Below are 23960 nucleotides of genomic sequence, written 5' to 3'. Positions count from 1 at the left end.
GGTCGGGTGGGGTCGAGGAGCGTCAGCCGGCGACGGCGAGCTCGGTGTGCCGGTTCTCCATCAGGCGGAGCACCATCGGCGTGAAGATCAGCTGCATGGCGAGGTCGATCTTCCCGCCCGGACAGACGATCGTGTTCGGCCGCGACATGAACGAGCCGTGCAGCATCGCGATCAGGTAGGGGAAGTCGATGCCGTGCGGGTCGCGGAACCGGATCACCAGCATGGACTCGTCCGCCGTCGGGATCGTGCGCGCGATGAAGGGGTTCGACGTGTCGACCACGGGAACCCGGTGGAAGTTCACGTCGGTGCGTGAGAACTGCGGGCACATGTAGTTCACGTAGTCCGGCATGCGCCGCAGGATCGTCTCGGTGACGGCCTCGGTCGAGTACCCGCGCTCCTGCTTGTCGCGATGGAGCTTCTGAATCCACTCGAGGTTGATCGCCGGCACCACGCCGATCTTCAGGTCCGCGTGGCGCGCGACGTCGACCGTGTCGGTGAGGACGGCGCCGTGCAAGCCCTCGTAGAAGAGCAGGTCGCTGTCCGTCGGGAGCATCTCCCAGGGCGTGAAGGTCCCGGGGGCCTGGCCGTACACCGCCGCCTCCGCCTCGTCGTGGAGATAGCGGCGGACGCGGCCCGTCCCGGTTTCGCCGTACGCGCGGAACAGCTCCTCGAGCTCGTCCAGGAGGTTGGCCTCGGGTCCGAAGTGGCTGAACGAGTGGTCGCCGCGGCGGGCCGCCTCGGCCATCGCCGCGCGCATCTCCGCGCGGTCGTAACGGTGGAAGCTGTCGCCCTCGACGAACGCGGCGGTGATGCGCTCCCGGCGGAAGATCTGCTCGAACGTGCGCATCACGGAGGTCGTGCCGGCACCGGACGATCCCGTGACCGAGATGATCGGGTGCTGACGTGACATGACTTCGCTCCTCACCTGACGCGGGCTCTGATCACAGCCTGCGGTGCGGGCGACGTCCTGCCATCACCCGCGCGGAGGAGCGTGGGGGTGGTCAGTCCGCCGGCGCCCAGCCGAGGTGCGTGTCGGCGAGCAGGTGCTCGACCAGCAGCCGGGTCGGTGCGGTGGGACTGATCTGCGTCACCGCGTTCCACGGGCGGTCCATCGGAGTGCCCGGGACCGCGATCTCGATCAGTGTCCCGGCCTCGAGTTCGGACTCCACGGCCTGACGCGACACCATCGTGACGCCGAGACCGGCGACGGCCGCGGCGACGACGGCGCCGTGCGAGCCGAGGGTCATGAGCGGCGGCGTGATCTCCAGCCGTCCGAGCAGGGCGAGGCAGGTCGCCCGGACCCCGGACTCCGGTTCCCGCAGCAACCAGGTGACGGTGGCGAGATCGCCCGGGGTGCCGGGCGCACCGACCACGACGAGGGTGTTGGGGCTGGTGGCGCACACCCGGACGTCGTTCACGCTCGCAGGTGGTCGCCCGGCCACGACGAGATCCGCCTCGTGCCGTGTCAGGATCGGCCACACGCGGCCGCGGGGGGCGACGTCGACGTGGAGCACCACGCCCGGGTACTTCCGGCGGAACGATGCGAGCAGGGCGGGGATGAGCAGTTCGCCCGCGGTGGTGACCGCGGCGATCCGGACCGAACCGTGCTCGGGGTCGGCCTCGCCGCGAGCGGCCAGGACGGCCTCGTCGTGGAGGTTGAGGATGCGCTGGGCGTAGGCGACGTAGCGCTCGCCCGCCGGGGTCAGCCGGACACCGCGGCCGATCCGCTCCACCAGGGGCACGCCTACCTCGGCGCTGAGCGCGCTGAGGGAGGACGACACCGAGGACTCGGTGACGAACAGGCGCGCGGCGGCGCCCCGCACCGAGCCGGCCGCCGCCAGTTCGACCAGGACGCGGAGGCGTGAGTTCGTCGCCATCGTCGCTCCTGGCCGTTCGCCGTCAGGCCGAGCGGACGGTTCTGCCCGCCTCGGCGGCCTCGCTGAAGACGCGGCTGGCCAGGATGTCCTCGGGCCGAATCGTCGTCAGCGTGTCCAGGGTCACCATAGTGTTCTCGCCCTCCACGAGGCGCTGCGCCTGCCGCAGTCGTGCACGCTCGACGGCGTTGCGGACGCTGCGCGCGTTGGCGAACCACGGCTGCCCGACCCGGCGGTCGAGGTAGCGGGTGAGGGCGTCCTCGGCTTCGGGGGAGAACCGGTAGCCCAGCTGATCAACCATCAGATGGGCGATCTGCCGGAGCTCGTCGACGGTGTAGTCCGGGAAGGTCACGTGGTGGGCGATCCGGCTCTGCATCCCGGGGTTGGCCGCGAAGAAGGTGTCCATCTTGTCGGCGTACCCGGCGAGAACGACGACGAGGTCGTCCCGGTGGTTCTCCATGACCTGGAGCAGGATCTCGATCGACTCCGCGCCGTAGTCCCGCTCGTTGCCGACCTTGTAGAGGTAGTACGCCTCGTCGATGAAGAGCACCCCGCCCATGGCGCGCTTGATGACGTCCTTGGTCTTCGGTGCGGTGTGCCCGACGTACTCCCCGACCAGGTCGTCGCGGGTGACGCTGACCAGGTGGCCGCGGCGGAGGTAGCCGAGCCGGTGGAGCAGGTCGGCCATCCGCAGCGCGACGGTGGTCTTCCCGGTGCCGGGGTTGCCGGTGAAGCACATGTGCAGGTTCGGTTTGGCCGTCGTGATGCCGAACTGGGCGCGCGTGCGGTCGACGAGCAGCAGCGCGGCGATCTCGCGGATCCGTTGCTTCACCGGGGCCAGTCCGACCAGCTCGGTGTCGAGCTGCGCCAGGACCGCGTCGATCCCGGCGTCCCGCCGCGCCGCGGCCAGGTCGACGACGGCGTCGGCGGGCAGCAGCTCCTCGGTCATCGCGCGAGGCGTTCGGTGGTGTAGCTGATCCGACGGTCGGAGCTCTCCTGCCGGATCAGCCGGAACCCGGTCTCGTCCGCCGGTCGCTGGACGAGGATCGACAGCGCGGTCGTCTGGCGCCCGAGACTCGCGTCGTACGCGTTCACGCGGATGTAGCAGTCGGGCCGTGCCTGCCGGCAGGCGTTGATCTCCAGCAGAACGCCCGCGGGGTCGACGAGATCGAACATCGGCAGACCCCACATCTCCCAGTAGGTGTTGCGGGGGTGCGGGTCGTCGGTGAACTCGATCGACAGGGGCCAGCCGTGATCCAGGCAGTACTGAATCTGGGCGGCGATCTCGTCGTCGGTGAGGTCGGGAAGGAAGGAGAAGGTCCCCTGGGTGATGCGCACTGCTGAGCTCCTCAGGCGGGCGTCGGCGTCGCGACGACGTCGGGGGTGTCGGTGGACTCGTAGGTGAACGTGATGTCGCCCCAGGTGGACAGCGCCATCTCCAACGGGCGGCAGTGCGCGGCGGCGCGGGCGAGGATGTCCGGGCCCTCCCGGTAGAAGTCGCGGCCTTCGTTGCGTGCCTTGATCATCGCCTCCAGCGCGACCCGGTTCGCCTCGGCGCCGGCGGCGATGCCCATCGGGTGTCCGATGGTGCCGCCTCCGAACTGCAGGATCACGTCCTCGCCGAGGTGGTGCAGCAACTGGTGCATCTGGCCGGCGTGGATGCCGCCCGACGCGACCGGCATGACGCCGGGCATCGACGCCCACTCCTGCTCGAAGAACAGGCCTTTGACCGGGTCGGCCGGGACACGGTTCAGACGCAGGGTGTCGTAGAAACCGGCGGTGGTGTTCGGGTCGCCCTCGAGCTTGCCGACGACGGTGCCCGCGTGGATGTGGTCGACGCCCGCGAGCCGCATCCACTTGGAGATCACGCGGAAGCTGACGCCGTGGCTCTTCTGCCGCGTGTACGTGCTGTGCCCGGCGCGGTGCAGGTGCAGCAGCACGCCGTTGGCCCGTGCCCAGCGCGCCATCGACTGGATCGCCGTGTATCCGATGGTGAGGTCGATCATGACGACGACCGAGCCGAGCTCCTTGGCGAACTCCGCCCGCTCGTACATCTCCTCCATCGTCCCGGCGGTGACGTTGAGGTAGTGCCCCTTGATCTCACCGGACGCCGCCTGCGCGCGGTTGACCGCCTCCATGCAGAACAGGAAACGGTCACGCCAGCGCATGAACGGCTGCGAGCCGATGTTCTCGTCGTCCTTGGTGAAGTCGAGCCCGCCGCGCAGCGCCTCGTAGACGACGCGACCGTAGTTGCGGGCCGACAGCCCGAGCTTCGGCTTCACGGTCGCACCGAGCAGCGGCCGGCCGTACTTGTTCAGGTGCTCGCGCTCCATCACGATGCCGTGCGCCGGGCCCTGGAACGTCTTGACGTACGCGACCGGGATCCGCATGTCCTCCAGCCGCAGCGCCTTCAGCGGCTTGAAGCCGAAGACGTTGCCGATGATCGAGGAGGTGAGGTTCGCGATCGACCCCTCCTCGAACAGGTCGAGGTCGTAGGCGATCCGTGCGATGTACTGCCCGGGCGTCCCAGACACCTCGTCGACCCGGTAGCACTTGGCCTGGTAGTGCTCGAAGGTCGTCAGGCGGTCGGTCCAGACGACCGTCCAGGTCGCGGTGCTGGACTCACCCGCGACGGCCGCGCCCGCCTCCTCCGGGGACACCCCCTCCTGCGGCGTGATCCGGAAGGCACACAGCACGTCCGTGTCCTTCGGGACGTAGTCCGGCTGCCAGTAGCCCATCTCCGCGTAGGGGAGAACCCCGGCGTTCCAGCGTTTCTCGGTGCTCAGTTCGGTCGTCATGACCCGAAGCATGGGGCGCGGAAAACCACGGCGTCCATCGAAATCTTCCTCAACCACACTTAAGTGGGAACCCAAGCCTCCATCGGGAGGGGCGCGGTCTCACCCCTCCCGTTCCCCCGCAGGGTGATGTGCCCGCCGGGCGATGAACCGCAGGCTCGGTGGGACGAGACGGCGCGCGGAGCGCAGGGAGGCCACACATGCACGAACTCGCCACGACGGCGCGCCGGTTGGTGCGGCCCGGGCACGGAATTCTCGCCGCCGACGAGAGCATCGGGACGATGTCGAAGCGGCTGGAGGCGGCCGGAGTTCCGGCGTCGGAGCAGGTGCGGCGGGACTACCGCGAACTGCTGCTGACGACCCCTCGGCTATCGACCTGGGTCTCCGGGATGATCCTCTGTGACGAGACCCTTCGCCAGTCGCTGGCCGACGGGACCCCGTTCGTCGTAGCGGCGCGGGAACGCGAGATCGAACTCGGCATCAAGGTCGACACCGGCACGGTGCCCCTGCCGTTCTCGGGTGGGGGCGTCGTGACCCAGGGTCTGGACGGCCTCGGCGGCCGGCTGGCCGAGTACCGGGAGATGGGCGCGACCTTCGCCAAGTGGCGGGCCGTTCTCGAGGTGTCGCGGGCGACCAAGCGCATCGTCAAGGCGAACGCGCACGCGCTCGCGCGCTACGCCGCGCTGTGTCAGGAGGCGGGCCTCGTGCCGATCGTGGAGCCCGAGGTCCTGATGACCGGCCGCCACGAGATCGAGGTCTGCCAGGCGGTGACCCACAAGGTGCTCGGCGAGGTCTTCGACCAACTCGACCTTCTCGGCGTCGACCCGGCCGGCATCGTGCTCAAGCCGAACATGGTCGTGGCGGGAGACGCCTGCCCCGTCCCGAGCCCGCCGGAGGAGGTCGCGCGGCGCACGCTCAAGGTGCTGCGCGCCCAGCTGCCCTCCGCGGTGCCCGGCGTCGCGTTCCTCTCCGGCGGCCAGTCGAACGCCCAGGCCTGCGCGAACCTCGCCGCCGTCAACCGGCTGGCGGGCGAGGACCAGGCGGCGCCGTGGGCGCTGACCTTCTCGTTCGGACGTGCGCTCGTCGACGACGCGCTCCGTACCTGGCGGGGCAACCCGAACGCCGTGACGGGAGCTCAGAACCGGCTGGCGGAGAACTGTGCACGGGCCGCCGCGGCCGCGGCGCGTCGAGCGGTCGTGGGCGCTCATGCGTGAGTCGGTGGCGGGGGTCGTCGAGCGGTCCTCGGCGGCGGCGCGCGTCTCGCTCGAGCAGTACGCCGACGGCCACGTGATCCGGTCCCTCGACCCCAGCGGTGACCTCGGCGACGTGATCCGGGCCTTCGGGGAGGCTGTCCTGCGGATCGCCGACCACGTCGGCGCGGGGCGCCTCGCCGCGGCCGCGGTCGACGCGGGGGAGCTCAACGTCCAGGGCGAGGTGCAGAAGCCCCTCGACGTGCTGAGCAACGACGTCGTCCTGACCGCGTTGCGCGACGTGCCCGCGGTCGCGGCGGTGGTGTCGGAGGAGCTCGCGCAGCCGCAGGTGTTCCCCGACGCCCGTGGGCCCTACCTGGTGGCGGTCGACCCGCTCGACGGGTCGAGCAACCTCGACGTCAACATCCCGGTGGGGACGATCTTCTCGGTGCTGCGGCGTACCGGCACCGGCGCGGAGGTGGACCTCACCGAGTTCCTGCAACCGGGCCGGGACCAGGTGTGCGCCGGCTTCGCGCTCTACGGCCCGGCGACGGTGCTCGTCCTCGCGACCGCCGCGGGTGCGGTGGCCTTCACGCTCGACCGCACCACCGGTGTGCTGGTGCGGACCCATCCGCATTTGCGGGTGCCCGAGTCGGCCTCGGAGTTCGCGGTGAACGTGTCGAACGAGCGCTTCTGGCCGGCGCCCGTTCGTGACTTCATCTCCGACTGCCTCGCCGGCCGCGCGGGGCCACGCGGCCAGGACTACAACATGCGCTGGGTGGCCTCGCTGGTGGCGGAGGCGTTCCGGATCCTCACCCGGGGCGGGGTGTTCCTCTACCCGGCCGACAGCCGGTCCGGGACGCGGGCGGGACGGCTGCGGCTGCTGTACGAGTGCAACCCGATCGCGTTTGTCATCGAGCAGGCGGGAGGGTGCGCGAGCACCGGGCGTGGTCGCGTCCTCGACATCAGTCCGACCGCCCTGCACCAGCGTCTGCCGTTGGTGTTCGGCTCAAGCGACGAGGTCGCCGCGGTGGAGGGCTACCACCTCGACCGTGCCTGCGGCGTCCGGCCCCGGAGTGCGCGTCCGGAGTTCCCGCTGTTCAACACTCGAACGCTGTTTCGCGGTCGGTGACGTCCAGCGGGAGCTCGACGATCACCCGGGTGCCGCGACCCGGCGAGCTCTCCAACCGTAGGTCGGCGCCGAGCAGCGCCGCCCGCTGCTCGATCGACGACAGGCCGAAATGGTGTCGCGCCGGGTCGTCCGGCGTCGTCCGGGCCGAGGGCGGCTCGCTCGTGTCGAAACCTCGCCCGTCGTCGGTGCAGGCGAGGACCAGGGAATCTCCCGAGCGCCGCAGCGACAGCACGATGCGTTTCGCCTCGGCGTGCCGGACGGCGTTGCTCAACGCCTCCTGTGCCAGGCGGTACAGCGCCGCGGCGGCGTGCGACGGGATGTCGCCGAGGACTTGCGGGGGGTCGGCGAGCAGCTCGACCTCGGTCCCGGGCTCCGGTGCCGCGCCCTGGATCAGCGACTCCAGGGCGGCGACCAGACCGAGGTCGTCGAGGACCAGGCTGTGGAGGCCGGAGATCGCCGATCGCGTCTGGTGGTAGGCGAGGTCGGCCAGCTGCTGCGCGGCCGCGATCTGGGCGCGGGCCGCCTGGGCGTGGGGAAGGTCACGCACCGCGAGATCCGCCGCGTTGAGGTGGAAGGCCATCGTTGCCAGCACCGTCGTCACGCCGTCGTGGAGGTCGAACGCGATGCGCCGGCGCTCGTCCTCCTGCGCCGAGATTGCGGCCGCGATCAGGCGGTCGCGTTCCGCGCGGTGTCGGCCGACGGCGACCCACAGCTGCTCGGTGTGCATGCGCAGGCCGAGCGGCGACGCGAGCTCGGTCGCACGCGTCAGTTCCTCCTCGGAGAAGGGCCGGGCGCAGTTGCGGTACGCCGCGAGGACCCCGACGATCTCCCCGTACAGACCGGGAATCGGGGCGCAGATTCGGGACACCGATTCGCCCGGCCCCAGCCCGATCAGGCGGCGGTGCACGACGTTGCGGGGCGAGTCGCGGTCGATGCGCACGGGTCGGCCGTCCTCGGCGACCTGCCCCGTGATGCCGAACCCGAGCGGGATGCGCAGCGACTCGGCGATGCGCGGGTCCCGAGGACCGGAGGCGGCGACGAACAGGTCGTCACCGTCGACGGCGAACACCACGACGCTGTCCGCCATCAGGTGGGCGCAGAGGTAGTCGCAGTCCGGCGGGGCGGTGAACTGCCGCCACGTCACCGGAAGATGCCCTCCCGCAGGGCGACCGAGACCGCGCCCGCGCGGTCGGTCACCTCCAACTTCCGGTACAGGCCGCGCAGATGCGTCTTCACCGTGTCCTCGCTGATCACCAACGTCGACGCGATGGCGCGGTTGGAACGTCCGGCGACGAGCAGTTCGAGCACCTCGGACTCACGCTGGGTCAGACCCAGGTGTGCGCCGGGCCAGAACTCGCCGGCGTGGATGCGCGCGGCGGACAGTGCGACGCGCCCGGCCAGGGCCGGGTCGACCACGGTCTCCCCGTCACAGGCACGCTGGAGGTGGGTCACGAGCTCGGCGGCGTCAACGCGCTTGAGGATGTAGCCCCGCGCGCCCACGCGGAGCGCCTGGAACAGGTAGTGCTCGTCGTCGTAGACCGAGAGCAGGACAACGGAGACCTCGGGGTAGGCCGTGGTGATCGCCTGGCACAGGTCGATCCCGCTGGTGCGGCCGAGTCGGACGTCGCAGAGGACGACGTCGGGACGCGTCCGGTCGACGAGGGCGAGGGCCTGGTCGTACGTGGTCGCCGTCCCGGCGATGACGACTTGGTCGGAGAAGTGGGCCAGCATCGCGGTCAGGCCGTGCAGCACCATCTCGTGGTCGTCGACCAGCACGAGGCGCAGGGCCGGGCGTGGGGCGGGGGCCTCGGCGGGGCTCGGCATGGACATGGCGCACAGGCTAGGACCGGAACCGTGGTGGGGGCGAGGTTCCACCGCGCAATTCACCCCCGTTCTCCCACCCGCGGGGGAGGGAGAAGCGCGCTGCAGCCGCTGGGATCGCTCTGTCGCCCTACGGAGGTTGTTTCATGCGGCAGAGCACGTTGGAGACCCACGGAGCCGGTGCGATTCGGTCCGAGGGCGTGGACAGGAGCGTGGACGCGAGCGCGGATGTCGACGCCCTCGCCGTCGACACCATTCGTTTCCTCGCCGCCGACATGGTGGAGCAGGCCAACTCGGGCCACCCGGGCATGCCGATGGGCGCCGCGGCGATGGCGTGGACGTTGTTCAGCCGGCACCTGAAGCACGACCCGGCCGATCCCGACTGGCCGGACCGCGACCGTTTCGTCCTGTCCGCCGGCCACGGCAGCGCCCTGCAGTACGCATTGCTGCACCTGTTCGGCTACGACCTGCCGATGCACGAGCTCCGCGCCTTCCGCCGGATCGGCTCCCGTACGCCCGGCCACCCGGAGCACGGGCACACCCCGGGCGTCGAGACGACCACCGGCCCGCTCGGGCAGGGCCTCGCCAACGCGGTCGGGATGGCGCTCGCCGAGCGCATGCTGGCGGCGGAGTTTCCCGAGGTCGTCGAGCACCACACGTACGCGATCGTCGGTGACGGCTGCCTGATGGAGGGGATCAGCCATGAGGCGGCGTCACTCGCCGGTCACCTCGGGCTGGGACGGCTGACCGTCCTGTGGGACGACAACCGCATCACGATCGACGGGGGCGTCGACCTCGCCTGCTCCGACGACGTCCTCGCGCGTTTCGAGGCCTACGGCTGGCACGTGCTGCCGGTCGCCGACGGGACGGACGTCGACGCGATCGACGCCGCGCTCACGGCGGCGAAGGCCGACCCGCGTCCGTCGTTCCTCGCTGTCCGCACGGTGATCGGCCGCGGTGCGCCGGGGATCGAGGGGACGCCGAAGGCGCACGGGTCGCCGCTGGGGGAGACCGCGCTCAGCGCCGCCAAGGCGCGCGCCGGGTGGCACCACCCGGCCTTCGCGGTCCCGGAGCCGGTCCGGGACCGCTGTCTCTCGCTCGCGGCGGTGGGAACCGCGCGCCGCCGGGAGTGGGAACACCGTCTGACGCAGTTGAGCCTGGCCGACCCGGCACGCGGGCGCGAGTGGGACCGGCGGCTCGCCGGCGCCTTGCCCTCGGACTGGCACCAGTTCCTGACGGACACCCGCGCGGCGATGTGCGCGGGTCCCCGCGACGCTCGTGCGACGCGGATCTGGTCCCGCCAGGTGCTGGAGGCGATGCAGCACAAGCTGCCCGAGCTCGTCGGTGGATCGGCGGACCTGGCGGGATCGACGGGCGTCGACACGGGCTTCCCCGTCGTGCGTCGCGACGACTGGGCCGGGCGGGCGATTCCGTTCGGCGTGCGTGAGTTCGCGATGGCGGCGGTGCTCAACGGCCTCAGCCTGCACGGGGGGTTCCGCGTCTTCGGCTCGACGTTCGCGGTCTTCAGCGACTACCTCCGGCCCGCGCTGCGCCTGTCCGCGCTGATGCGACAGCCGGTGATCTACGTGCTGACGCACGACTCCGTCGCGGTCGGCGAGGACGGGCCGACGCACCAGCCGGTCGAGCACCTGGAGTCGCTGCGACTCATCCCCGGCGTGCGGGTGTTCCGCCCGGCCAACGGACTCGAGACACTCACGGCCTGGACCCTCGCCCTCGAGCACCGTTCGGGCCCGTCGGTGATCGCGCTGTCCCGGCAGGCGCTGCCGGCCCTCTCGGCCTGCGCTCCCACCGAGGACCGCCGGCTGCGGGTGGTGCACGTCGAGGAGGCACTGAAGCAGGACGCCTCGCGGGCTCCGGACGTCGAGTTCCTCGCGACCGGGTCGGAGGTCGGGCTCGCGGTCGAGGCCGCGAAGCTGCTCGACGCGCAGGGTCTGCACTGCCGCGTGCGCTCCGTCCTCGAGCGCGACGCGCTGCTCGAGACCGAGCGCGACGCCCGGCTCACCGTCTCGGTCGAGGCCGGCGTCACCGCCGGCTGGCACCGCTTCGCCGGCCTCTGCCTCGGTGTCGACGAGTTCGGCCTCTCCGGTCCCGGCCCCGACGTCCTCCGCGTCCTCGACCTCACCCCCGAGGCCGTCGCGGCCAAGGTGCTGGAGCGGTGGGTCGGCCGGGCCCGCCCCGACGCCCCGCCGGTGACGACGTAGCGGAGGTCAGGGCTCGGCGGCGACGATCTGCTGGGCGAGGTCGCGCATCGAGCGGCGGACGAGGTCGTTGTCCTCGCCGGCGAGGGGGCCGTCGTCGGACTGGGCGCCGGCGACCATGTTCAGCGCGGCGATCAGGGAGCGCAGGGCGAGGGTCTGGGCGGCGAGGCGGCGCTTCGCGGACGGCCGGCCGGCGGGGAGGTACTGGAACGCGCGGCGGACGTGGAGGGCGACGAAGCGGTCCCGGAGATCGCGGGTCGAGCCGGTCGCGGCCTGCAGGTGGGTGCGGTAGAGCCGCGCCGAGTCGGGCTGGGACTCGAACCAGCCCCACACCGCGTCGACGACGCGGCCGAGGCCCTCGACGTCGGTCGCCTCGTCGGTCGGGCGCGCGGCCTCGATGACGGCGTTGAGCTCGTCGAGGACCTGCTCCATCGCGCTCTCGAAGAGCGCTTCCTTGCTCGCGAAGTGGTACGTCACCGTCGCGACGGTCACGCCCGCAGCGTCGGCGACGTCGGGGAACGAGGTGCCCGCGAGCCCCCGCTGGGCGAAGACCTTGATGGCCGCCGCGAGGACCTCCGGCCGACGCGAGCCGGGGCCGGGCCCCACCGCTTCCGTCACTGCGTCACCTCGTACTCGCGTGCGATCCGTACGTTACCGTCGCGACCCATGGCGACCGGTGCTGCGGTGGGACGCCCGTCCCGGCGGAACGACGTGATCCGCGCCGGCATGGAGCTGTTCGCCACCGGCACCCCGGACGAGATCCCGGTCGCCGACATCGCGCGCTCCGCCGGGGTCACGACGGCCGCGCTGTACTACCACTTCAAGAGCAAGGAACAGATCCTGCTCGAAGGCTTCCGGGCCTTCGGCACGCGACTGGTCGAGCGGTTCGCCGCCGAGCTCGACCCGACGACCGGCCCCGCCATCGACCTCGGGCCGGCCATCGCGCGCCTCGTCGTCTGGCTCGACGAGTGCGACCCCGATGCGACGGTGTTCTTCGTGTCCTCGGTGGCCGCGCACCACGAGGTCGAGGAGGCACGACGGGCCACCCGGCACCAGCTGGTGCCGATCCTCGGCGCGGCCGCCGCCCGTGCGAACGCCGAGCTCTCGCCCGCCCGGAGCCTGATCGTCGGGGCGAGCGTCCTCGGCGTCTACGAGACCGCGGTGACGTCGTGGATCGAGCGCGACGAGATCTACCGGGGCCTCGGCCGCCGCGGGTTCCTCGCCGAGGTCGAGCACCTCGTCGAGCGCATGCTCCGCGGCGGCTGACGAAGCATCAGGAACTAGCGGGCGAGACCCTCGGAGCGGATGCGGTCCGAGAAGAACTCCATCCAGCTGAAGCCGACCTTGACCGGCCGGTCGTCGCCCTTGATGCGGACCTCGCCGGCCTGCGACTTGTAGCCGCCCCAGCGCGCCTTCGAGTGGCCCTCCATGCGGCCGTCCGGCACCCCGCTGAACGCGATCTCGATGTCGTCGACCCGGTACTCGCCCCGGTCGATGTTGCCGTCGTCGTCGAGGGAGAACGCGGCCTCCATCTGGTCCGTCGACGCGATGACGCGGTCGCCCTCGACCATGCAGACCAGGTTCATGCCGTTGGTGCACCGCACCAGGTGGCCGAATTGCGTGGTGCCGTCCTGAAGCTGGTTCGCGTAGAGGTTCCAGAAGACCTGACGGTCCGTGTAGAACTCGGTCTCCTTCCACTCCGCTCCGTGCGGGCGGAAGTAGATGGCGTCGAGGAAGATCGTGCCCTGCATCCGGCGGCCGTCGATGACACCCTCGACCGCGTACGGCTGGCTCGTGTAGAGCATCCCGGCCTTCTCCAGTGAGCAGTACAGCTTCACGCCGGTCGCGCAGATCGAGCCGTTCAGGTTGAGCAGGTTGCCCTCGTCCCAGCGCAACGTGTCGTTGGTGACGGTCAGGTCCAGTGGCTGCTCGCCGGGCAGGCGCAGGTCCTCGGGGATGCGCTGCATGAGCGGCTCGAACCAGCGGAACTCCTCGGGCGTCCGCACCCGGCGCACCTCACCGCGCGCGCTGTACGGCGTGCCCGGGAGCATCTGCATGCTGCCGCTCTGCGACGACATCACCGTCAGCCCGCCGGTCATCGACGCCAGGAACTTGCGGTGGACGACGAACAGCGAGCCGTCCTCGGCCCGTCCGCCGCCGTAGGCGTACATGCTCTGCAGGTTCACCCCGAGACGCGGGTGCTCGTTGAGGAACTCCCCGAGGTCTGGCGTGTAGGTGCCGGTCAACGTCGAGTCCGGGAAGTGGTCGAACGGCTGCGCGGTGGACATGCGTCAGGGTCCCTTCTGCGGGGGAGCGGTGCGTCGGACGCTAGCTCCGGGGATGGTACGAGTCAAGAAATTGGCCCGACTGTCTCGAGCGGGACGCTCAGCGAGGGCAGCCGCGGCCGGTAGACGGCCGAATACTTGACTCGACATCCAGTCGCGCGGTTTCGTGGCGGCACGTGCGCGGACAGGAGGTTCGGATGACGGTCACGCTGATCACCGGCGGTGCGGCCGGGATCGGTCGGGCGACGGCGCAGATGTGTCTCGACCGCGGCGGTTCGGTGGTCCTCGTCGACCTTGCGGAGTGCGCGGGGCTGCCGGCCGACCGCGCCGCGACGGTCCAGGGCGACGCCGCGGACCCCGCGGTGCTGGCCGCGGCGGTCGAGCTCGCCGACAGCCGGTTCGGGCGGCTCGACGGGCTCGTCCTCAACGCGGGCATCACCGGCTCGGAGTCCGTCGACGTCGTCGAGCTCGACCGGCTGCGCCGCGTCCTCGAGGTCAACCTGGTCGGCCTCGTGGTCGGGATGCAGGCCGCGACCCCGCTGCTGGAACGCAGCGGCGGCGGCTCAATCGTCGTCGTCTCCTCGGTCTCCGCCCTCGGCGGCGAACCCCGCCACGGCGCGTACGGCGCGGCGAAGGCGGGTGCGATCAACCTCGCCCGGTGCGCGGCCGTCGACCTCGCGCAGAAGGGGATCCGCGTCAACACCGTCTGCCCCGGGCCCGTCCACACCCAGCTCACGACGCCGCTGCGGGAGAAGAGCCCTGAGCGGTACGAGGCGCTCCGCCGGCAGATTCCCGCCCAACGATGGGGCGAACCCGAGGAGGTCGCGGAGCTGATCTGCTTCCTGCTCTCCCCGGCGGCGAGCTTCATCACCGGGGCCGCGATCCCGGTCGACGGCGGCATCACCGCCCAGACCCCGCAGTTCCCTCCGCCGGCGTTCGACCCCCGCTGACTCGACCGAAATTCGCGTTTTCCGGGACCTCCGTACCTCCGACACGGGGCCAAGGACACCCGAACGGAGCACCCGTGGACCGACAGAATGGACGCGTGGGCACGGGCCGGGCGCGGAGACTCTGACGTGCAACTCGTGCTCGCCGCGCAGCCGGACGCCGTTCCGAAGGCCCGACGCTTCGCGGCGGAGGTCACGCGCGACCTGCCGGACTTCCAGGACGGCGTCGAGCTCGTCGTCACCGAACTCGTCACCAACGCGGTGCTGCACGCGGCCGGGCCGGTGGTGCTCCAGCTCCGGACGGACGGGGAGGCGGTCCGCGTCGAGGTCACCGACGGCGGCGGGTCGTTCGCGCTGACGCCGCGGGACCTGCCGATGGGCATGACCGGCCGCGGGCTCGGTCTCGTCGCCGCCTACGCCTCCGCCTGGGGCATCGCGCCCGTCGACGGCGGCAAGACGGTCTGGGTCGAACTGCGGCCGGACCCCCACGACGTGGCCCCGATCGCGATCGACGACGGCGCGTTCGACTGGCCCGACGACGAGCTCGAGTCGCCCATCGAGGTGCGGATCCCCGGGGTCCGCGCCGATCTCGTGCTCGCGGTGCGGGCGCACACCGACGGGCTCGTGCGCGACCTGCAGCTCGCGCTGGCCGCCGGGTCGTTCGAACCGTCGACGGTCGAGATCGTCCAGCGGCTCCTCGACGACCTGACGCTGGTGGTGGCGGAGTACCGCGACGAGACGGCGCGCCAGGCCGCGAACGCCGACGGCTCCTTCACCCTCGTCCTGCACGCGACGCCCGACTCCATCGCGAAGGCGCACCGTCACCTCGAGGCCCTCGACGAGGCCGACCGGTTCGCGCGTTCCGCCCAGTTGCTCAGTCCTCCGGCCCCGGCGGTGCTGCGGGTCTTCCGCCGTTGGCTGGGGGAGTCGGTGATCCACGCCGTCCGAGCGCAGATCGAGCCGGAGCCGATGCCGGTACAGCTCTCCTTCGAGGCGGCGCTGGCGAAGGAGGTCTCCCGTCTGGCGAGCCTCTCCGAGGCCGCCGAACGGCTCTCGGCCCTGCAACGCGTGACCGGTGCGCTCGCCCACGCCCACAGCCTCTCCGACATCGCGCGGACCGTGACGATGGAGGCCGCGGCGGAACTGCACGCGCTCTCTGCCCGCGCGTACCTGCTGCGCGGGGACCGGCTTCAGGTGCTGGCCGTCGGGGGAGACGTGCCCGGCTGGGTGCCGGACTTCGACGAGATCCCGCTCGACTCCCACCTGCCCGCCGCGGAGGTCGTGCGCACCGGCCGACCGCTGGTTCTACGCGGACACGCACAACTGACGGACCGTTTCCCGGCGCTGGCCGCTGTCTACGAGGACGAGCGCGCCGTCCACCTCGCGCCGCTGATCGTCGACTCCCGTTGCATCGGCGTCCTCGGACTCACCTTTCCGCTGCTCGGCGTCGACGACGCCACGCAGAACGACTTCGTCGCCACGCTCGCCGACACCTTGGCGCAGGCCCTGGACCGTGCGCTCGTCATCGAACGCCTCGCCGAGACGAACGCCGCCCTCAACGCCGCGAACGACCGGCTGACCTTCCTGGCCGACGCGTCGGCGGCGCTGTCCGGCAGCCTGGACTACCAGGAGACCGTCGACGCGATCGTCAACTACATGGTCCCCCGGCTCGCGGACTGGTGCTTCATCCAGCTGCTCAATGAGGACGGCCAGCTCCACACGGTGGCGCTCTCCCACGTCGACCCTGACCGCGTCGCCTGGGCGCACGAGGTCGGGCGTCGGTACCCGACGCGCATGGACGCGGCGTTCGGTGCCGCGAACGTCGTCCGCACCGGTCGTTCGGAGCTGTACGCGGAACTGCCCACCGAGCTCATCGAGTCGGCGGTCGAGGACGACGAGCACCGCGAGATCATCCGCGAGTTCGCGCTCTCCAGTGCTCTCGTCGTGCCGCTGGCCGCCGACGACGAGGTCCTCGGGGCGCTCACCCTGACGTTCGCGGAGTCGGGCCGCCGGTACGCCCCCGCCGACGTCGCGTTCGCCGAGGACGTGGCCCGGCGCGCGGCGCTCGCGTTGCGGTCCGCGGTGACGTACCGCGCCCAGACCGGGCGGCTCGCCGAGGTCCAACGGGTCGCCGACGCGGCGCAACGCGCGATCCTCGCGCCGCCGCCCGCGCGGCTCGGGCCCCTCGCCCTCGCCGCCCGGTACGTGGCCGCCGCCGCGGAGGCCCAGGTCGGCGGCGACTTCTACGAGGTCGTCTCCGGCGGCACCGGCGCGCGGCTGCTGATCGGCGACGTCCGGGGCAAGGGCCTGGCTGCGGTGCGAACGGCGACGCTGGTGCTCGGCGAGTTCCGCGCCGCCCGCCGCGACGACAGCTTGCCTGAGGTGGCGGCGCGGCTCGACCGGCGGATGCGGCCGTACCTGGAGGACGAGGACTTCGTCACCGCTCTGATCGCCGACATCCACGACGACGGCCGCGTCGAGCTCGTGTCGTGCGGTCATCCGCCGCCCTTGGTGCTGACGTCGGGTCAGATCGTCGAACTGACCGTGTCCGCCGACCTGCCACTGGGCCTCGGCGCCGAGCCGGAGGTCACGCACTCCCAGTTGGGGTCCGGCGATCGTCTCCTGCTCTACACCGACGGCGCGATCGAGGCCCGCGACGCCCGGCGCCGCTTCATCGAGCTCGCTTCGGTGCTGCAGCCCGGCCTGGACCAGGACCCGGCGGGTCTGCTCGAGACCGTCGTCTCGGGCCTGCACCGACGCGTGGGCCAGGAGCGGCTGAACGACGACCTGGCCCTGCTGGTCGCCGAGTACCGGGGGACGGGCCCGGCGTAACGTCGCGTGCATGAGCAACGCGATGGGCTTCGACGCGGCCACCTCCCGGCGGATCGAGGCCGCCTACACGAGTTCCGAGCTGATCGCCCAGCGCCGGGCGACCCTCGACCTGCTGGCGCTGCGGCCCGGCGAGGTCGTGCTGGACGTCGGGTCGGGCCCGGGGTTCCTCGCCGCCGAGATGGCCGCGGCCGTCGGGCCGACCGGGCGCGTCCTCGCCGTGGACCCGAGCGACACGATGCGGGCGCTCGCGCGCAGCCGCGAGTTGCCGCCGAACTCCGGCGCCGTCGAGCACCTCGCCGGGGACGCGACCGCGCTACCCACGCCCGACGCGTCGGTCGATGTCGTGGTCTCGACGCAGGTCCTGGAGTACGTCGCCGACGTCCCGGCCGCGCTCGCCGAGGCGCGCCGCGTGCTGCGCCCGGGTGGACGGGTGCACGTCCTCGACACCGACTGGGACTCCCTCGTCTGGCGCAGCGCCGACCCGGAGCGAGCGCGCCGGATCCTCACCGCGTGGGACGCCCACCTCGTCGACCCGTACCTGCCGCGCCGGCTCCCGCAGCTGCTGCGCGCGGCCGGGTTCGCCGAGCCGGAGGTGCGCGTCCTCCCCCTGGTTCGCGCCGGGTGGGACGAGAACTCGTTCGCCGCAGGCCTGCTCGGGCTGGTCGAGGCGTTCGTCCCGGGCCGGGACGGCCTGACCACGGAGGACGTGGCCGCCTGGACCGCGGAGGTGCGCGGACTCGGCCCGGACGCCTTCTTCAGTCTCAACCGCTACCTGTTCCTCGCCACCCGGCGGGATTGACGTCGAATTCCGGGGAATACCCCCCAGTGGTACCGTCTTGTACGAGGTACCCGCAGGGGGTATCCGAACGGAGGCGATCGTGAGCACCAGCGAGTACACCGTCAAGGGCATGACCTGTGGCCACTGCGTCAGCGCGGTGACCGAGGAACTCACCAAGCTCCCCGGCGTCTCCGACGTGCAGGTCGACCTCGCGTCGGGTCGCGTGACGGTCCAGTCCGAGGCTCCGCTCGCCGAGCAGGACGTCGTGGCCGCGGTCGACGAGGCCGGCTATGAGGTCGTGACGGCGTGACGCACGGCTACGCCCACGCCAAGGACGAGCACCTCCGCCGACTGCGGCGCATCGAGGGCCAGGTCCGGGGCCTGCAGCGCATGGTGGAGGAGGACAAGTACTGCATCGACATCCTCACCCAGGTGTCGGCCGCGACCCGCGCACTGCAGTCGTTCTCCCTGGCTCTGCTGGAGGAGCACCTCGCCGGGTGCGTCGTCGACGCCGCCCAGCGCGGTGGCCCCGACGCCGACGCGAAGGTGCGCGAGGCGTCCGAGGCGATCGCCCGCCTCGTTCGGTCCTAGGAATTCCGGAGCATCCGTCATGAACACACCCGTCAAACTCGGCGCCTACGTGCTCGGCCTGTGCGGCGTCTTCGGCGCCGCCGCCGGCGTCGGCGCCGCGGTCGGGCCGGTGGGCTCGGAGCCGGTGTCCCACACCGTCGCGCACGGCGACCCGTCGCCGGCGCCGGCCGCGGAGCATGGCGCCGCTCACGCGCCCGGTGGGCTGCAGATCTCGGAGGCCGGGTACACCCTCGAGGTCGCGCGGGAACTGGCGGCCGGTGCGGCCGTCACGGTCTCGCTGCGGATCCTCGGACCTGACGGCGCTCCGCTCACGGACTACGAGGTCGTGCACGACAAGGAGTTGCATCTGATCGCGGTCCGCCGTGATCTGACGGGTTTTCAGCATGTTCACCCGACGCGAGCGGCGGACGGAACCTGGTCGGTCCCGCTCGACCTCTCCGCCGGGACCTGGCGCCTGTTCGCCGACTTCGACCCCGCCGGCCCCGCCGCGGCGCTGGTGCTGGGAGCGGACGTCGCGGTCGCGGGTGACTACGCGCCGGCCGCGTTGCCGCCGCCCCGCCTGCGCACGAAGGTCGACGGCTACACCGTCACCCTCGACGGCACGCTCGTCGCGGGGCAGGCGGGCCCGCTGCGGTTCTCCGTCAGCCGCGACGGCACCGAGGTGACCGACCTGCAGCCGTACCTGGGCGCGTACGGCCACCTCGTCGCCCTGCGGGCCGGGGACCTCGCGTACCTGCACGTCCACCCCGAGAGCACCACATCCGCCGGACCCGTCACCTTCGTGGCCACCGCCCCCTCCGCCGGGGACTACCGGCTGTTCCTCGACTTCCGGCACGGCGGTGTCGTCCGCACCGCGGCGTTCACCGTGAGGGTCGCGCCCGGCCCCGCGGAGGACAGTTCCGGCGAGCACGCCGACGACGACCACGCGCACTGAGAATCGCTGACAGGACATGACGATGAGCACCGCGAAGCAGAGCACGAGCCCCCCGGCGTCCGCCGAGGGCCAGGTCGAGCTGGCGATCGGCGGCATGACCTGCGCGTCGTGCGCCGCGCGCATCGAGAAGAAGCTGAACAAGCTCGAGGGCGTCACCGCGACGGTCAACTACGCCACCGAGAAGGCCAAGGTCAGCTGGACCGGCGAGATCGCGCCCGAGGACCTGGTGGCCGTCGTCGAGAAGGCCGGCTACACCGCGAAGCTGCCGGAGCCGCCGGCGGCCGAGGGCGGCGAGGTCGTCCTTGAGCCCGACGCCGACGTGGAGCTCCGCAGCCGCCGGCAGCGCCTGCTGGTCTCGACCGCGCTGACGATCCCCGTCGTCGCGATGGCGATGATCCCGGCGCTGCAGTTCACGAACTGGCAGTGGCTGTCGCTGACGTTGGCCGCGCCCGTGGTGGTGTGGGGCGCGTGGCCGTTCCACAAGGCCGCGTGGACGAACCTGCGCCACGGCACGTCGACGATGGACACCCTGATCTCGATGGGCACACTCGCCGCGTTCGCGTGGTCGATCTACGCCCTGTTCTGGGGGACCGCCGGCGAGCCCGGCATGAAGCACGGCTTCGAGTTCACCGTCGAGCGCACCGACGGCTCCGGGAACATCTACTTCGAGGCCGCGGCCGGCGTCACGACGTTCATCCTGGCCGGGCGGTACTTCGAGGCCCGCGCGAAGCGGCAGGCGGGAGCGGCGCTGCGCGCCCTGCTCGAGCTCGGCGCGAAGGAGGTCTCGCTGCTGCGCGACGGCCGCGAGCAGCGGATCCCGATCGGGCAACTGGTCGTCGGTGACGAGTTCGTCGTCCGCCCCGGCGAGAAGATCGCGACCGACGGCGTCGTGACAGAGGGTTCCTCGGCCGTGGACGCCTCCATGCTGACGGGCGAGTCCGTGCCCGTGGAGGTCGGACCGGGCGACGTCGTCGTCGGCGCGACCGTCAACGCGGGCGGCCGGCTCGTGGTTCGTGCGACGCGGATCGGCGCGGACACCCAGCTCGCGCAGATGGCGCGCATGGTCGAGGACGCGCAGAACGGCAAGGCCGAGGCCCAGCGCCTCGCCGACCGGATCTCGGGCATCTTCGTCCCGGTCGTGATCGCTCTCGCCGTCGCGACCTTCGGCTTCTGGCTCGGGACGGGTGACGGGGTGTCACCCGCGTTCACCGCCGCCGTCGCAGTGCTGATCATCGCCTGCCCGTGCGCCCTCGGGCTCGCGACGCCGACCGCGCTGATGGTCGGCACCGGCCGCGGGGCCCAGCTCGGCATCCTCATCAAGGGGCCCGAGGTCCTGGAGAACACACGCCGCGTCGACACCGTCGTCCTCGACAAGACCGGCACCGTGACCACGGGACGGATGAGCCTGCTCGACGTCGTCGTCGCGACGGGGGAGAGCCGCGCGCAGGTGCTCGCGTTCGCGGGCGCGCTGGAGCAGGCCTCCGAGCACCCGATCGCGCAGGCGATCGCGGCCGGCGCGCTCGCCGAGGTCGGCGACCTGCCCTCGGTGCAGCAGTTCACCAACGTCGAGGGCCTCGGCGTGCAGGGCATGGTCGACGGGCACTCCGTCGTCGTCGGTCGGCCGCGCCTGCTCGCCGACTGGGCGCAGCACCTGACCCCGGAGCTGGAGCGCGCCCGCGCCGCCGCGCAGGAGAGCGGCCGCACCGTCGTCGCCGTCGGTTGGGACGGCGCCCCGCGCGGACTGCTCGTCGTCGCCGACGCGGTCAAGGAGACCTCCGCCGAGGCCGTCACCCAGCTCCGCGAACTCGGCCTGACCCCGGTGCTCCTGACCGGTGACAACGCCGTCGTCGCCCGCTCCGTCGCGGCGCAGGTCGGGATCGACGAGGTCATCGCCGAGGTCCTTCCCGCGGAGAAGGTCGACGTCGTCCGCCGGCTCCAGAGCGAGGGCCGCACGGTCGCGATGGTCGGCGACGGCGTCAACGACGCCCCCGCCCTCGCCCAGGCCGACCTCGGCCTCGCGATGGGCACCGGCACCGACGTCGCGATCGAGGCCGGGGACCTGACCCTGGTCCGGGGCGACCTCCGCGCCGCCGCCGACGCGATCCGCCTCTCCCGCCGCACCCTCGCGACGATCAAGGGGAACCTGTTCTGGGCCTTCGCCTACAACGTCGCCGCCCTCCCCCTCGCCGCCTCCGGGCTGCTGAACCCGATGATCGCCGGCGCCGCCATGGCCCTGTCCTCGGTCTTCGTGGTCTCCAACAGCCTCCGGCTCCGCCGCTTCCGCCCCCTCAACGCCTCCTGAGCCCCGCCCTGTCAACAAAGGGTGACACCCCTTACTGCGCAGTAAGGGGTGTCACCCCTTCTTCGCAGGGGCAGCAGGGGCAGCGGGGTAGTAACGGGGGTCTCGCCCCAACGGAGCCGCGCCGGGGTTGGGGAGGACCGGCCGGGGGCAGATCCGCGCCATGGAAACCACTGCCGGTCTGCCGTTCCCGCTCGGTGCCACGCCGGGGCCCGGGGGGACGAACTTCGCCGTTGCCTCGGAGGTGGCGGACTCGGTCGAGATCTGCCTGTTCGACGAGGGCGGGGGTGAGACCCGGGTCGAGCTGCCGGAGCGGACGGCCCACGTCTTCCACGGCTTCCTCCCCGGCGTCGGACCCGGGCAGCGGTACGGGCTCCGGGTGCATGGGCCGTGGGACCCGGCGAACGGGCTCCGGTGCAACCCCCACAAGCTGCTGCTCGACCCCCACGCCACCGCCGTGGACGGGGACGTCGTCTGGGGCGAGGCGGTCTTCGGCCACACCTTCGACGACCCGGGCCGCCGGAACGACGAGGACTCCGCGGCCTCGATGCCCAAGTGCGTCGTCACCGACCGGGCCTTCGACTGGGGCGACGACGCCCCGCCGCGGATCCCGCTGGCGGAGTCGGTGATCTACGAGACCCACGTCAAGGGCATCTCGGCGCGGCACCCGGACGTGCCGAAGGAGATCGCCGGCACCTACGCCGGGCTCGCGCACCCGGCGATCGTCGACTACCTCACCGACCTCGGTGTGACGGCAGTCGAGGTGCTGCCGGTGCACCAGTTCGTCCAGGACAGCCACCTGCTGGAGAAGGGGCTCCGGAACTACTGGGGCTACAACAGCATCGGCTTCCTCGCCCCGCACGGGGAGTACAGCTCGGCGGGCACGGCCGGCGGGCAGGTGAACGAGTTCAAGGAGATGGTGAAGGCCCTGCACGCCGCGGGCCTCGAGGTGATCCTCGACGTCGTCTACAACCACACCGCCGAGGGCAACCACCTCGGCCCGACGCTCTCGCTCAAGGGCATCGACAACCCGTCGTACTACCGCCTCGTCGAGGGCGATGCCGCACACTACTTCGACACCACCGGCACGGGGAACAGCGTCAACGTCGGGCACCCGATCCCGCTCCGGCTGATCCTGGACTCCCTGCGCTACTGGGTCACCGAGATGCACGTCGACGGGTTCCGCTTCGACCTCGCGACGACCCTGACCCGCCAGGACGGCCGCGAGGACATCCACTCCGCGTTCCTCAACCTCGTCCACCAGGACCCGGTCCTCGCGCCGGTGAAGCTCATCGCCGAACCGTGGGACATCGCGGGTTACCAGGTCGGCGGGTTCCCCGCCCGATGGGCCGAGTGGAACGGCAAGTACCGCGACTCGGTCCGCGACTTCTGGCGGGGCGCCGACGGCGAGCTCGGCGAGTTCGGCCTGCGCCTGACCGGCAGCGGCGACATCTACTCCAGCGACCTGCGGACGCCCACCGCGAGCGTCAACTTCGTCACCGCGCACGACGGGTTCACCCTCGCCGACCTCACGGCCTACAACGACAAGCACAACGAGGCCAACGGCGAGGACAACAACGACGGCGAGTCCCACAACCGCTCGTGGAACTGCGGCGCTGAGGGCGACACCGACGACGCCGACATCCTCGAGCTGCGTGAGCGCATGCGCCGCAATTTGCTCGGAACACTGCTGCTCTCCGCCGGGGTGCCGATGATCCTCGGCGGCGACGAGATGGGCCGCACCCAGGGCGGGAACAACAACGCCTACTGCCAGGACAACGAGATCTCCTGGTACGACTGGGACAACGTCGACGAGCACCTGCTCGCGTTCACCAAGACCGCGATCGCGCTGCGCCGCGACCACCCGGCCCTGCGTCCCCGCGAGTACCTGCGCACCCCGGAGGGCGGGGTCGCGCAGATGGTCCTCTACCGGCCCGACGGCAAACAGATGCAGGCCGAGGACTGGCAGAACCCGATCGCAAAGACCCTCGCGGTCGCGCTCGACGGCCGCCTCATCGAGGACGCCGACGGCGAGACCACCCGCGACCGCCTGCTGCTCCTCATCAACGCCCACTTCGAACCGGTGGAGTTCACGATCCCCACCGGCCGCGGCTCCTGGCGGGTCGTGCTCACCACGGACGACCCCGACCCGATCGATCCCCTCAGCGCGGGCGACGTCATCGCCGTCCGGGACCGCTCACTGCTCCTGCTGCACAGCGACTGAGCTCCGTCAGGCGTAGAGCGCCTCGATGCGATCGGCGTA

General features: G+C 71.7%; 21 protein-coding genes. 12 read left to right on the top strand and 9 right to left on the bottom strand.

Annotation, left to right across the window (positions count from 1 at the left end):
* Positions 1–22: 22 nt before the first annotated feature.
* The 5 genes from ABD401_RS08090 to ABD401_RS08070 all read right to left on the bottom strand — a co-directional run bounded on the left by ABD401_RS08090 (position 23) and on the right by ABD401_RS08070 (position 4672).
* The gene (locus ABD401_RS08090) at positions 23–910 is read right to left on the bottom strand and encodes a phosphoribulokinase (RefSeq protein WP_344603423.1); all 888 of its coding nucleotides are present in this window, start codon (positions 908–910) and stop codon (positions 23–25) included.
* 91 nt (positions 911–1001) lie between these two features.
* Complete coding sequence (locus ABD401_RS08085) at positions 1002–1877, bottom strand: LysR family transcriptional regulator (protein ID WP_344603421.1); 876 nt, start codon at positions 1875–1877, stop codon at positions 1002–1004.
* 22 nt (positions 1878–1899) lie between these two features.
* Complete coding sequence (gene cbbX, locus ABD401_RS08080; RefSeq protein WP_344603419.1) at positions 1900–2823, bottom strand: CbbX protein; 924 nt, start codon at positions 2821–2823, stop codon at positions 1900–1902.
* Positions 2820–3212, bottom strand: a complete 393-nt coding sequence (locus ABD401_RS08075) for a ribulose bisphosphate carboxylase small subunit (protein WP_344603417.1) — start codon at positions 3210–3212, stop codon at positions 2820–2822. Before ABD401_RS08075 ends, cbbX begins: the two co-directional genes overlap by 4 nt.
* An 11-nt stretch (positions 3213–3223) precedes the next feature.
* The gene (locus ABD401_RS08070) at positions 3224–4672 is read right to left on the bottom strand and encodes a form I ribulose bisphosphate carboxylase large subunit (RefSeq protein WP_344603415.1); all 1449 of its coding nucleotides are present in this window, start codon (positions 4670–4672) and stop codon (positions 3224–3226) included.
* A 197-nt stretch (positions 4673–4869) separates the two neighbouring features.
* Between ABD401_RS08070 and ABD401_RS08065 the strand changes: the two genes are divergently transcribed.
* Together ABD401_RS08065 and ABD401_RS08060 are read left to right on the top strand one after the other, a co-directional pair.
* Positions 4870–5883, top strand: a complete 1014-nt coding sequence (locus ABD401_RS08065; protein ID WP_344603413.1) for a class I fructose-bisphosphate aldolase — start codon at positions 4870–4872, stop codon at positions 5881–5883.
* On the top strand, positions 5876–6991 hold the full coding sequence (locus ABD401_RS08060; protein WP_344603411.1) for a class 1 fructose-bisphosphatase: 1116 nt from the start codon (positions 5876–5878) through the stop codon (positions 6989–6991). Before ABD401_RS08065 ends, ABD401_RS08060 begins: the two co-directional genes overlap by 8 nt.
* Here ABD401_RS08060 and ABD401_RS08055 read toward each other — a convergent pair.
* A complete protein-coding gene (locus ABD401_RS08055) occupies positions 6960–8135 on the bottom strand; it encodes a GAF domain-containing sensor histidine kinase (protein ID WP_344603409.1) in 1176 nt (391 codons plus the stop codon). The two genes, ABD401_RS08060 and ABD401_RS08055, sit on opposite strands and share 32 nt — an antisense overlap.
* Positions 8132–8815, bottom strand: a complete 684-nt coding sequence (locus ABD401_RS08050; protein ID WP_344603545.1) for a response regulator — start codon at positions 8813–8815, stop codon at positions 8132–8134. Before ABD401_RS08050 ends, ABD401_RS08055 begins: the two co-directional genes overlap by 4 nt.
* Before the next feature lie 209 nt (positions 8816–9024).
* On the opposite strand from ABD401_RS08050, the gene tkt reads away from it, so the two are divergent.
* On the top strand, positions 9025–11034 hold the full coding sequence (gene tkt / locus ABD401_RS08045) for a transketolase (RefSeq protein WP_344603407.1): 2010 nt from the start codon (positions 9025–9027) through the stop codon (positions 11032–11034).
* A gap of 6 nt (positions 11035–11040) precedes the next feature.
* Here the strand turns inward: tkt and ABD401_RS08040 are convergent, their stop codons facing one another.
* Complete coding sequence (locus tag ABD401_RS08040) at positions 11041–11649, bottom strand: TetR/AcrR family transcriptional regulator (RefSeq protein ID WP_344603405.1); 609 nt, start codon at positions 11647–11649, stop codon at positions 11041–11043.
* A gap of 48 nt (positions 11650–11697) precedes the next feature.
* Here ABD401_RS08040 and ABD401_RS08035 point away from each other — a divergent pair, with 48 nt between their 5' ends.
* Entirely contained in the window at positions 11698–12297 is a 600-nt protein-coding gene (locus tag ABD401_RS08035) for a TetR/AcrR family transcriptional regulator (RefSeq protein WP_344603403.1), read from the top strand.
* A 14-nt stretch (positions 12298–12311) separates the two neighbouring features.
* Here ABD401_RS08035 and ABD401_RS08030 read toward each other — a convergent pair whose 3' ends face one another.
* The gene (locus ABD401_RS08030) at positions 12312–13319 is read right to left on the bottom strand and encodes a hypothetical protein (protein WP_344603401.1); all 1008 of its coding nucleotides are present in this window, start codon (positions 13317–13319) and stop codon (positions 12312–12314) included.
* Between the two features lie 194 nt (positions 13320–13513).
* Here ABD401_RS08030 and ABD401_RS08025 point away from each other — a divergent pair, with 194 nt between their 5' ends.
* From ABD401_RS08025 to glgX, 8 genes are all read left to right on the top strand, one after another.
* Positions 13514–14266: an SDR family NAD(P)-dependent oxidoreductase gene (locus tag ABD401_RS08025; protein WP_344603400.1), complete on the top strand. Its 753-nt coding sequence runs from the start codon at positions 13514–13516 to the stop codon at positions 14264–14266.
* 126 nt (positions 14267–14392) lie between these two features.
* Complete coding sequence (locus ABD401_RS08020) at positions 14393–17095, top strand: SpoIIE family protein phosphatase (protein WP_344603398.1); 2703 nt, start codon at positions 14393–14395, stop codon at positions 17093–17095.
* A gap of 10 nt (positions 17096–17105) precedes the next feature.
* Positions 17106–17894: a methyltransferase domain-containing protein gene (locus ABD401_RS08015; RefSeq protein WP_344603396.1), complete on the top strand. Its 789-nt coding sequence runs from the start codon at positions 17106–17108 to the stop codon at positions 17892–17894.
* A 79-nt stretch (positions 17895–17973) separates the two neighbouring features.
* Positions 17974–18183, top strand: a complete 210-nt coding sequence (locus tag ABD401_RS08010) for a heavy-metal-associated domain-containing protein (protein WP_344603394.1) — start codon at positions 17974–17976, stop codon at positions 18181–18183.
* Entirely contained in the window at positions 18180–18464 is a 285-nt protein-coding gene (locus ABD401_RS08005; protein ID WP_344603392.1) for a metal-sensitive transcriptional regulator, read from the top strand. Before ABD401_RS08010 ends, ABD401_RS08005 begins: the two co-directional genes overlap by 4 nt.
* 19 nt (positions 18465–18483) lie before the next feature.
* Positions 18484–19398 (top strand): hypothetical protein, encoded by a 915-nt coding sequence (locus ABD401_RS08000; RefSeq protein WP_344603390.1) that lies wholly within the window; start codon positions 18484–18486, stop codon positions 19396–19398.
* A gap of 22 nt (positions 19399–19420) precedes the next feature.
* Positions 19421–21700, top strand: a complete 2280-nt coding sequence (locus tag ABD401_RS07995) for a heavy metal translocating P-type ATPase (protein WP_344603388.1) — start codon at positions 19421–19423, stop codon at positions 21698–21700.
* A 160-nt stretch (positions 21701–21860) separates the two neighbouring features.
* Positions 21861–23921 (top strand): glycogen debranching protein GlgX, encoded by a 2061-nt coding sequence (gene glgX / locus ABD401_RS07990; protein ID WP_344603386.1) that lies wholly within the window; start codon positions 21861–21863, stop codon positions 23919–23921.
* Positions 23922–23960 lie beyond the last annotated feature (39 nt).

Source organism: Sporichthya brevicatena, assembly GCF_039525035.1.
Classification (GTDB): Bacteria; Actinomycetota; Actinomycetes; order Sporichthyales; family Sporichthyaceae; genus Sporichthya; species Sporichthya brevicatena.
This window is presented reverse-complemented; position numbering and strand designations above follow the sequence as displayed.

Bases quoted from the DNA above. Each gene is read 5' to 3' on its own strand.
- ABD401_RS08090 (WP_344603423.1), bottom strand. From the start codon at position 910: ATGTCACGTCAGCACCCGATCATCTCGGTCACGGGATCGTCCGGTGCC.
- ABD401_RS08085 (WP_344603421.1), bottom strand. From the start codon at position 1,877: ATGGCGACGAACTCACGCCTCCGCGTCCTGGTCGAACTGGCGGCGGCC.
- cbbX (WP_344603419.1), bottom strand. From the start codon at position 2,823: ATGACCGAGGAGCTGCTGCCCGCCGACGCCGTCGTCGACCTGGCCGCG.
- ABD401_RS08070 (WP_344603415.1), bottom strand. From the start codon at position 4,672: ATGACGACCGAACTGAGCACCGAGAAACGCTGGAACGCCGGGGTTCTC.
- ABD401_RS08065 (WP_344603413.1), top strand. From the start codon at position 4,870: ATGCACGAACTCGCCACGACGGCGCGCCGGTTGGTGCGGCCCGGGCAC.
- ABD401_RS08060 (WP_344603411.1), top strand. From the start codon at position 5,876: ATGCGTGAGTCGGTGGCGGGGGTCGTCGAGCGGTCCTCGGCGGCGGCG.
- ABD401_RS08050 (WP_344603545.1), bottom strand. From the start codon at position 8,815: ATGCCGAGCCCCGCCGAGGCCCCCGCCCCACGCCCGGCCCTGCGCCTC.
- ABD401_RS08035 (WP_344603403.1), top strand. From the start codon at position 11,698: ATGGCGACCGGTGCTGCGGTGGGACGCCCGTCCCGGCGGAACGACGTG.
- ABD401_RS08030 (WP_344603401.1), bottom strand. From the start codon at position 13,319: ATGTCCACCGCGCAGCCGTTCGACCACTTCCCGGACTCGACGTTGACC.
- ABD401_RS08025 (WP_344603400.1), top strand. From the start codon at position 13,514: ATGACGGTCACGCTGATCACCGGCGGTGCGGCCGGGATCGGTCGGGCG.
- ABD401_RS08015 (WP_344603396.1), top strand. From the start codon at position 17,106: ATGAGCAACGCGATGGGCTTCGACGCGGCCACCTCCCGGCGGATCGAG.
- ABD401_RS08000 (WP_344603390.1), top strand. From the start codon at position 18,484: ATGAACACACCCGTCAAACTCGGCGCCTACGTGCTCGGCCTGTGCGGC.
- ABD401_RS07995 (WP_344603388.1), top strand. From the start codon at position 19,421: ATGAGCACCGCGAAGCAGAGCACGAGCCCCCCGGCGTCCGCCGAGGGC.
- glgX (WP_344603386.1), top strand. From the start codon at position 21,861: ATGGAAACCACTGCCGGTCTGCCGTTCCCGCTCGGTGCCACGCCGGGG.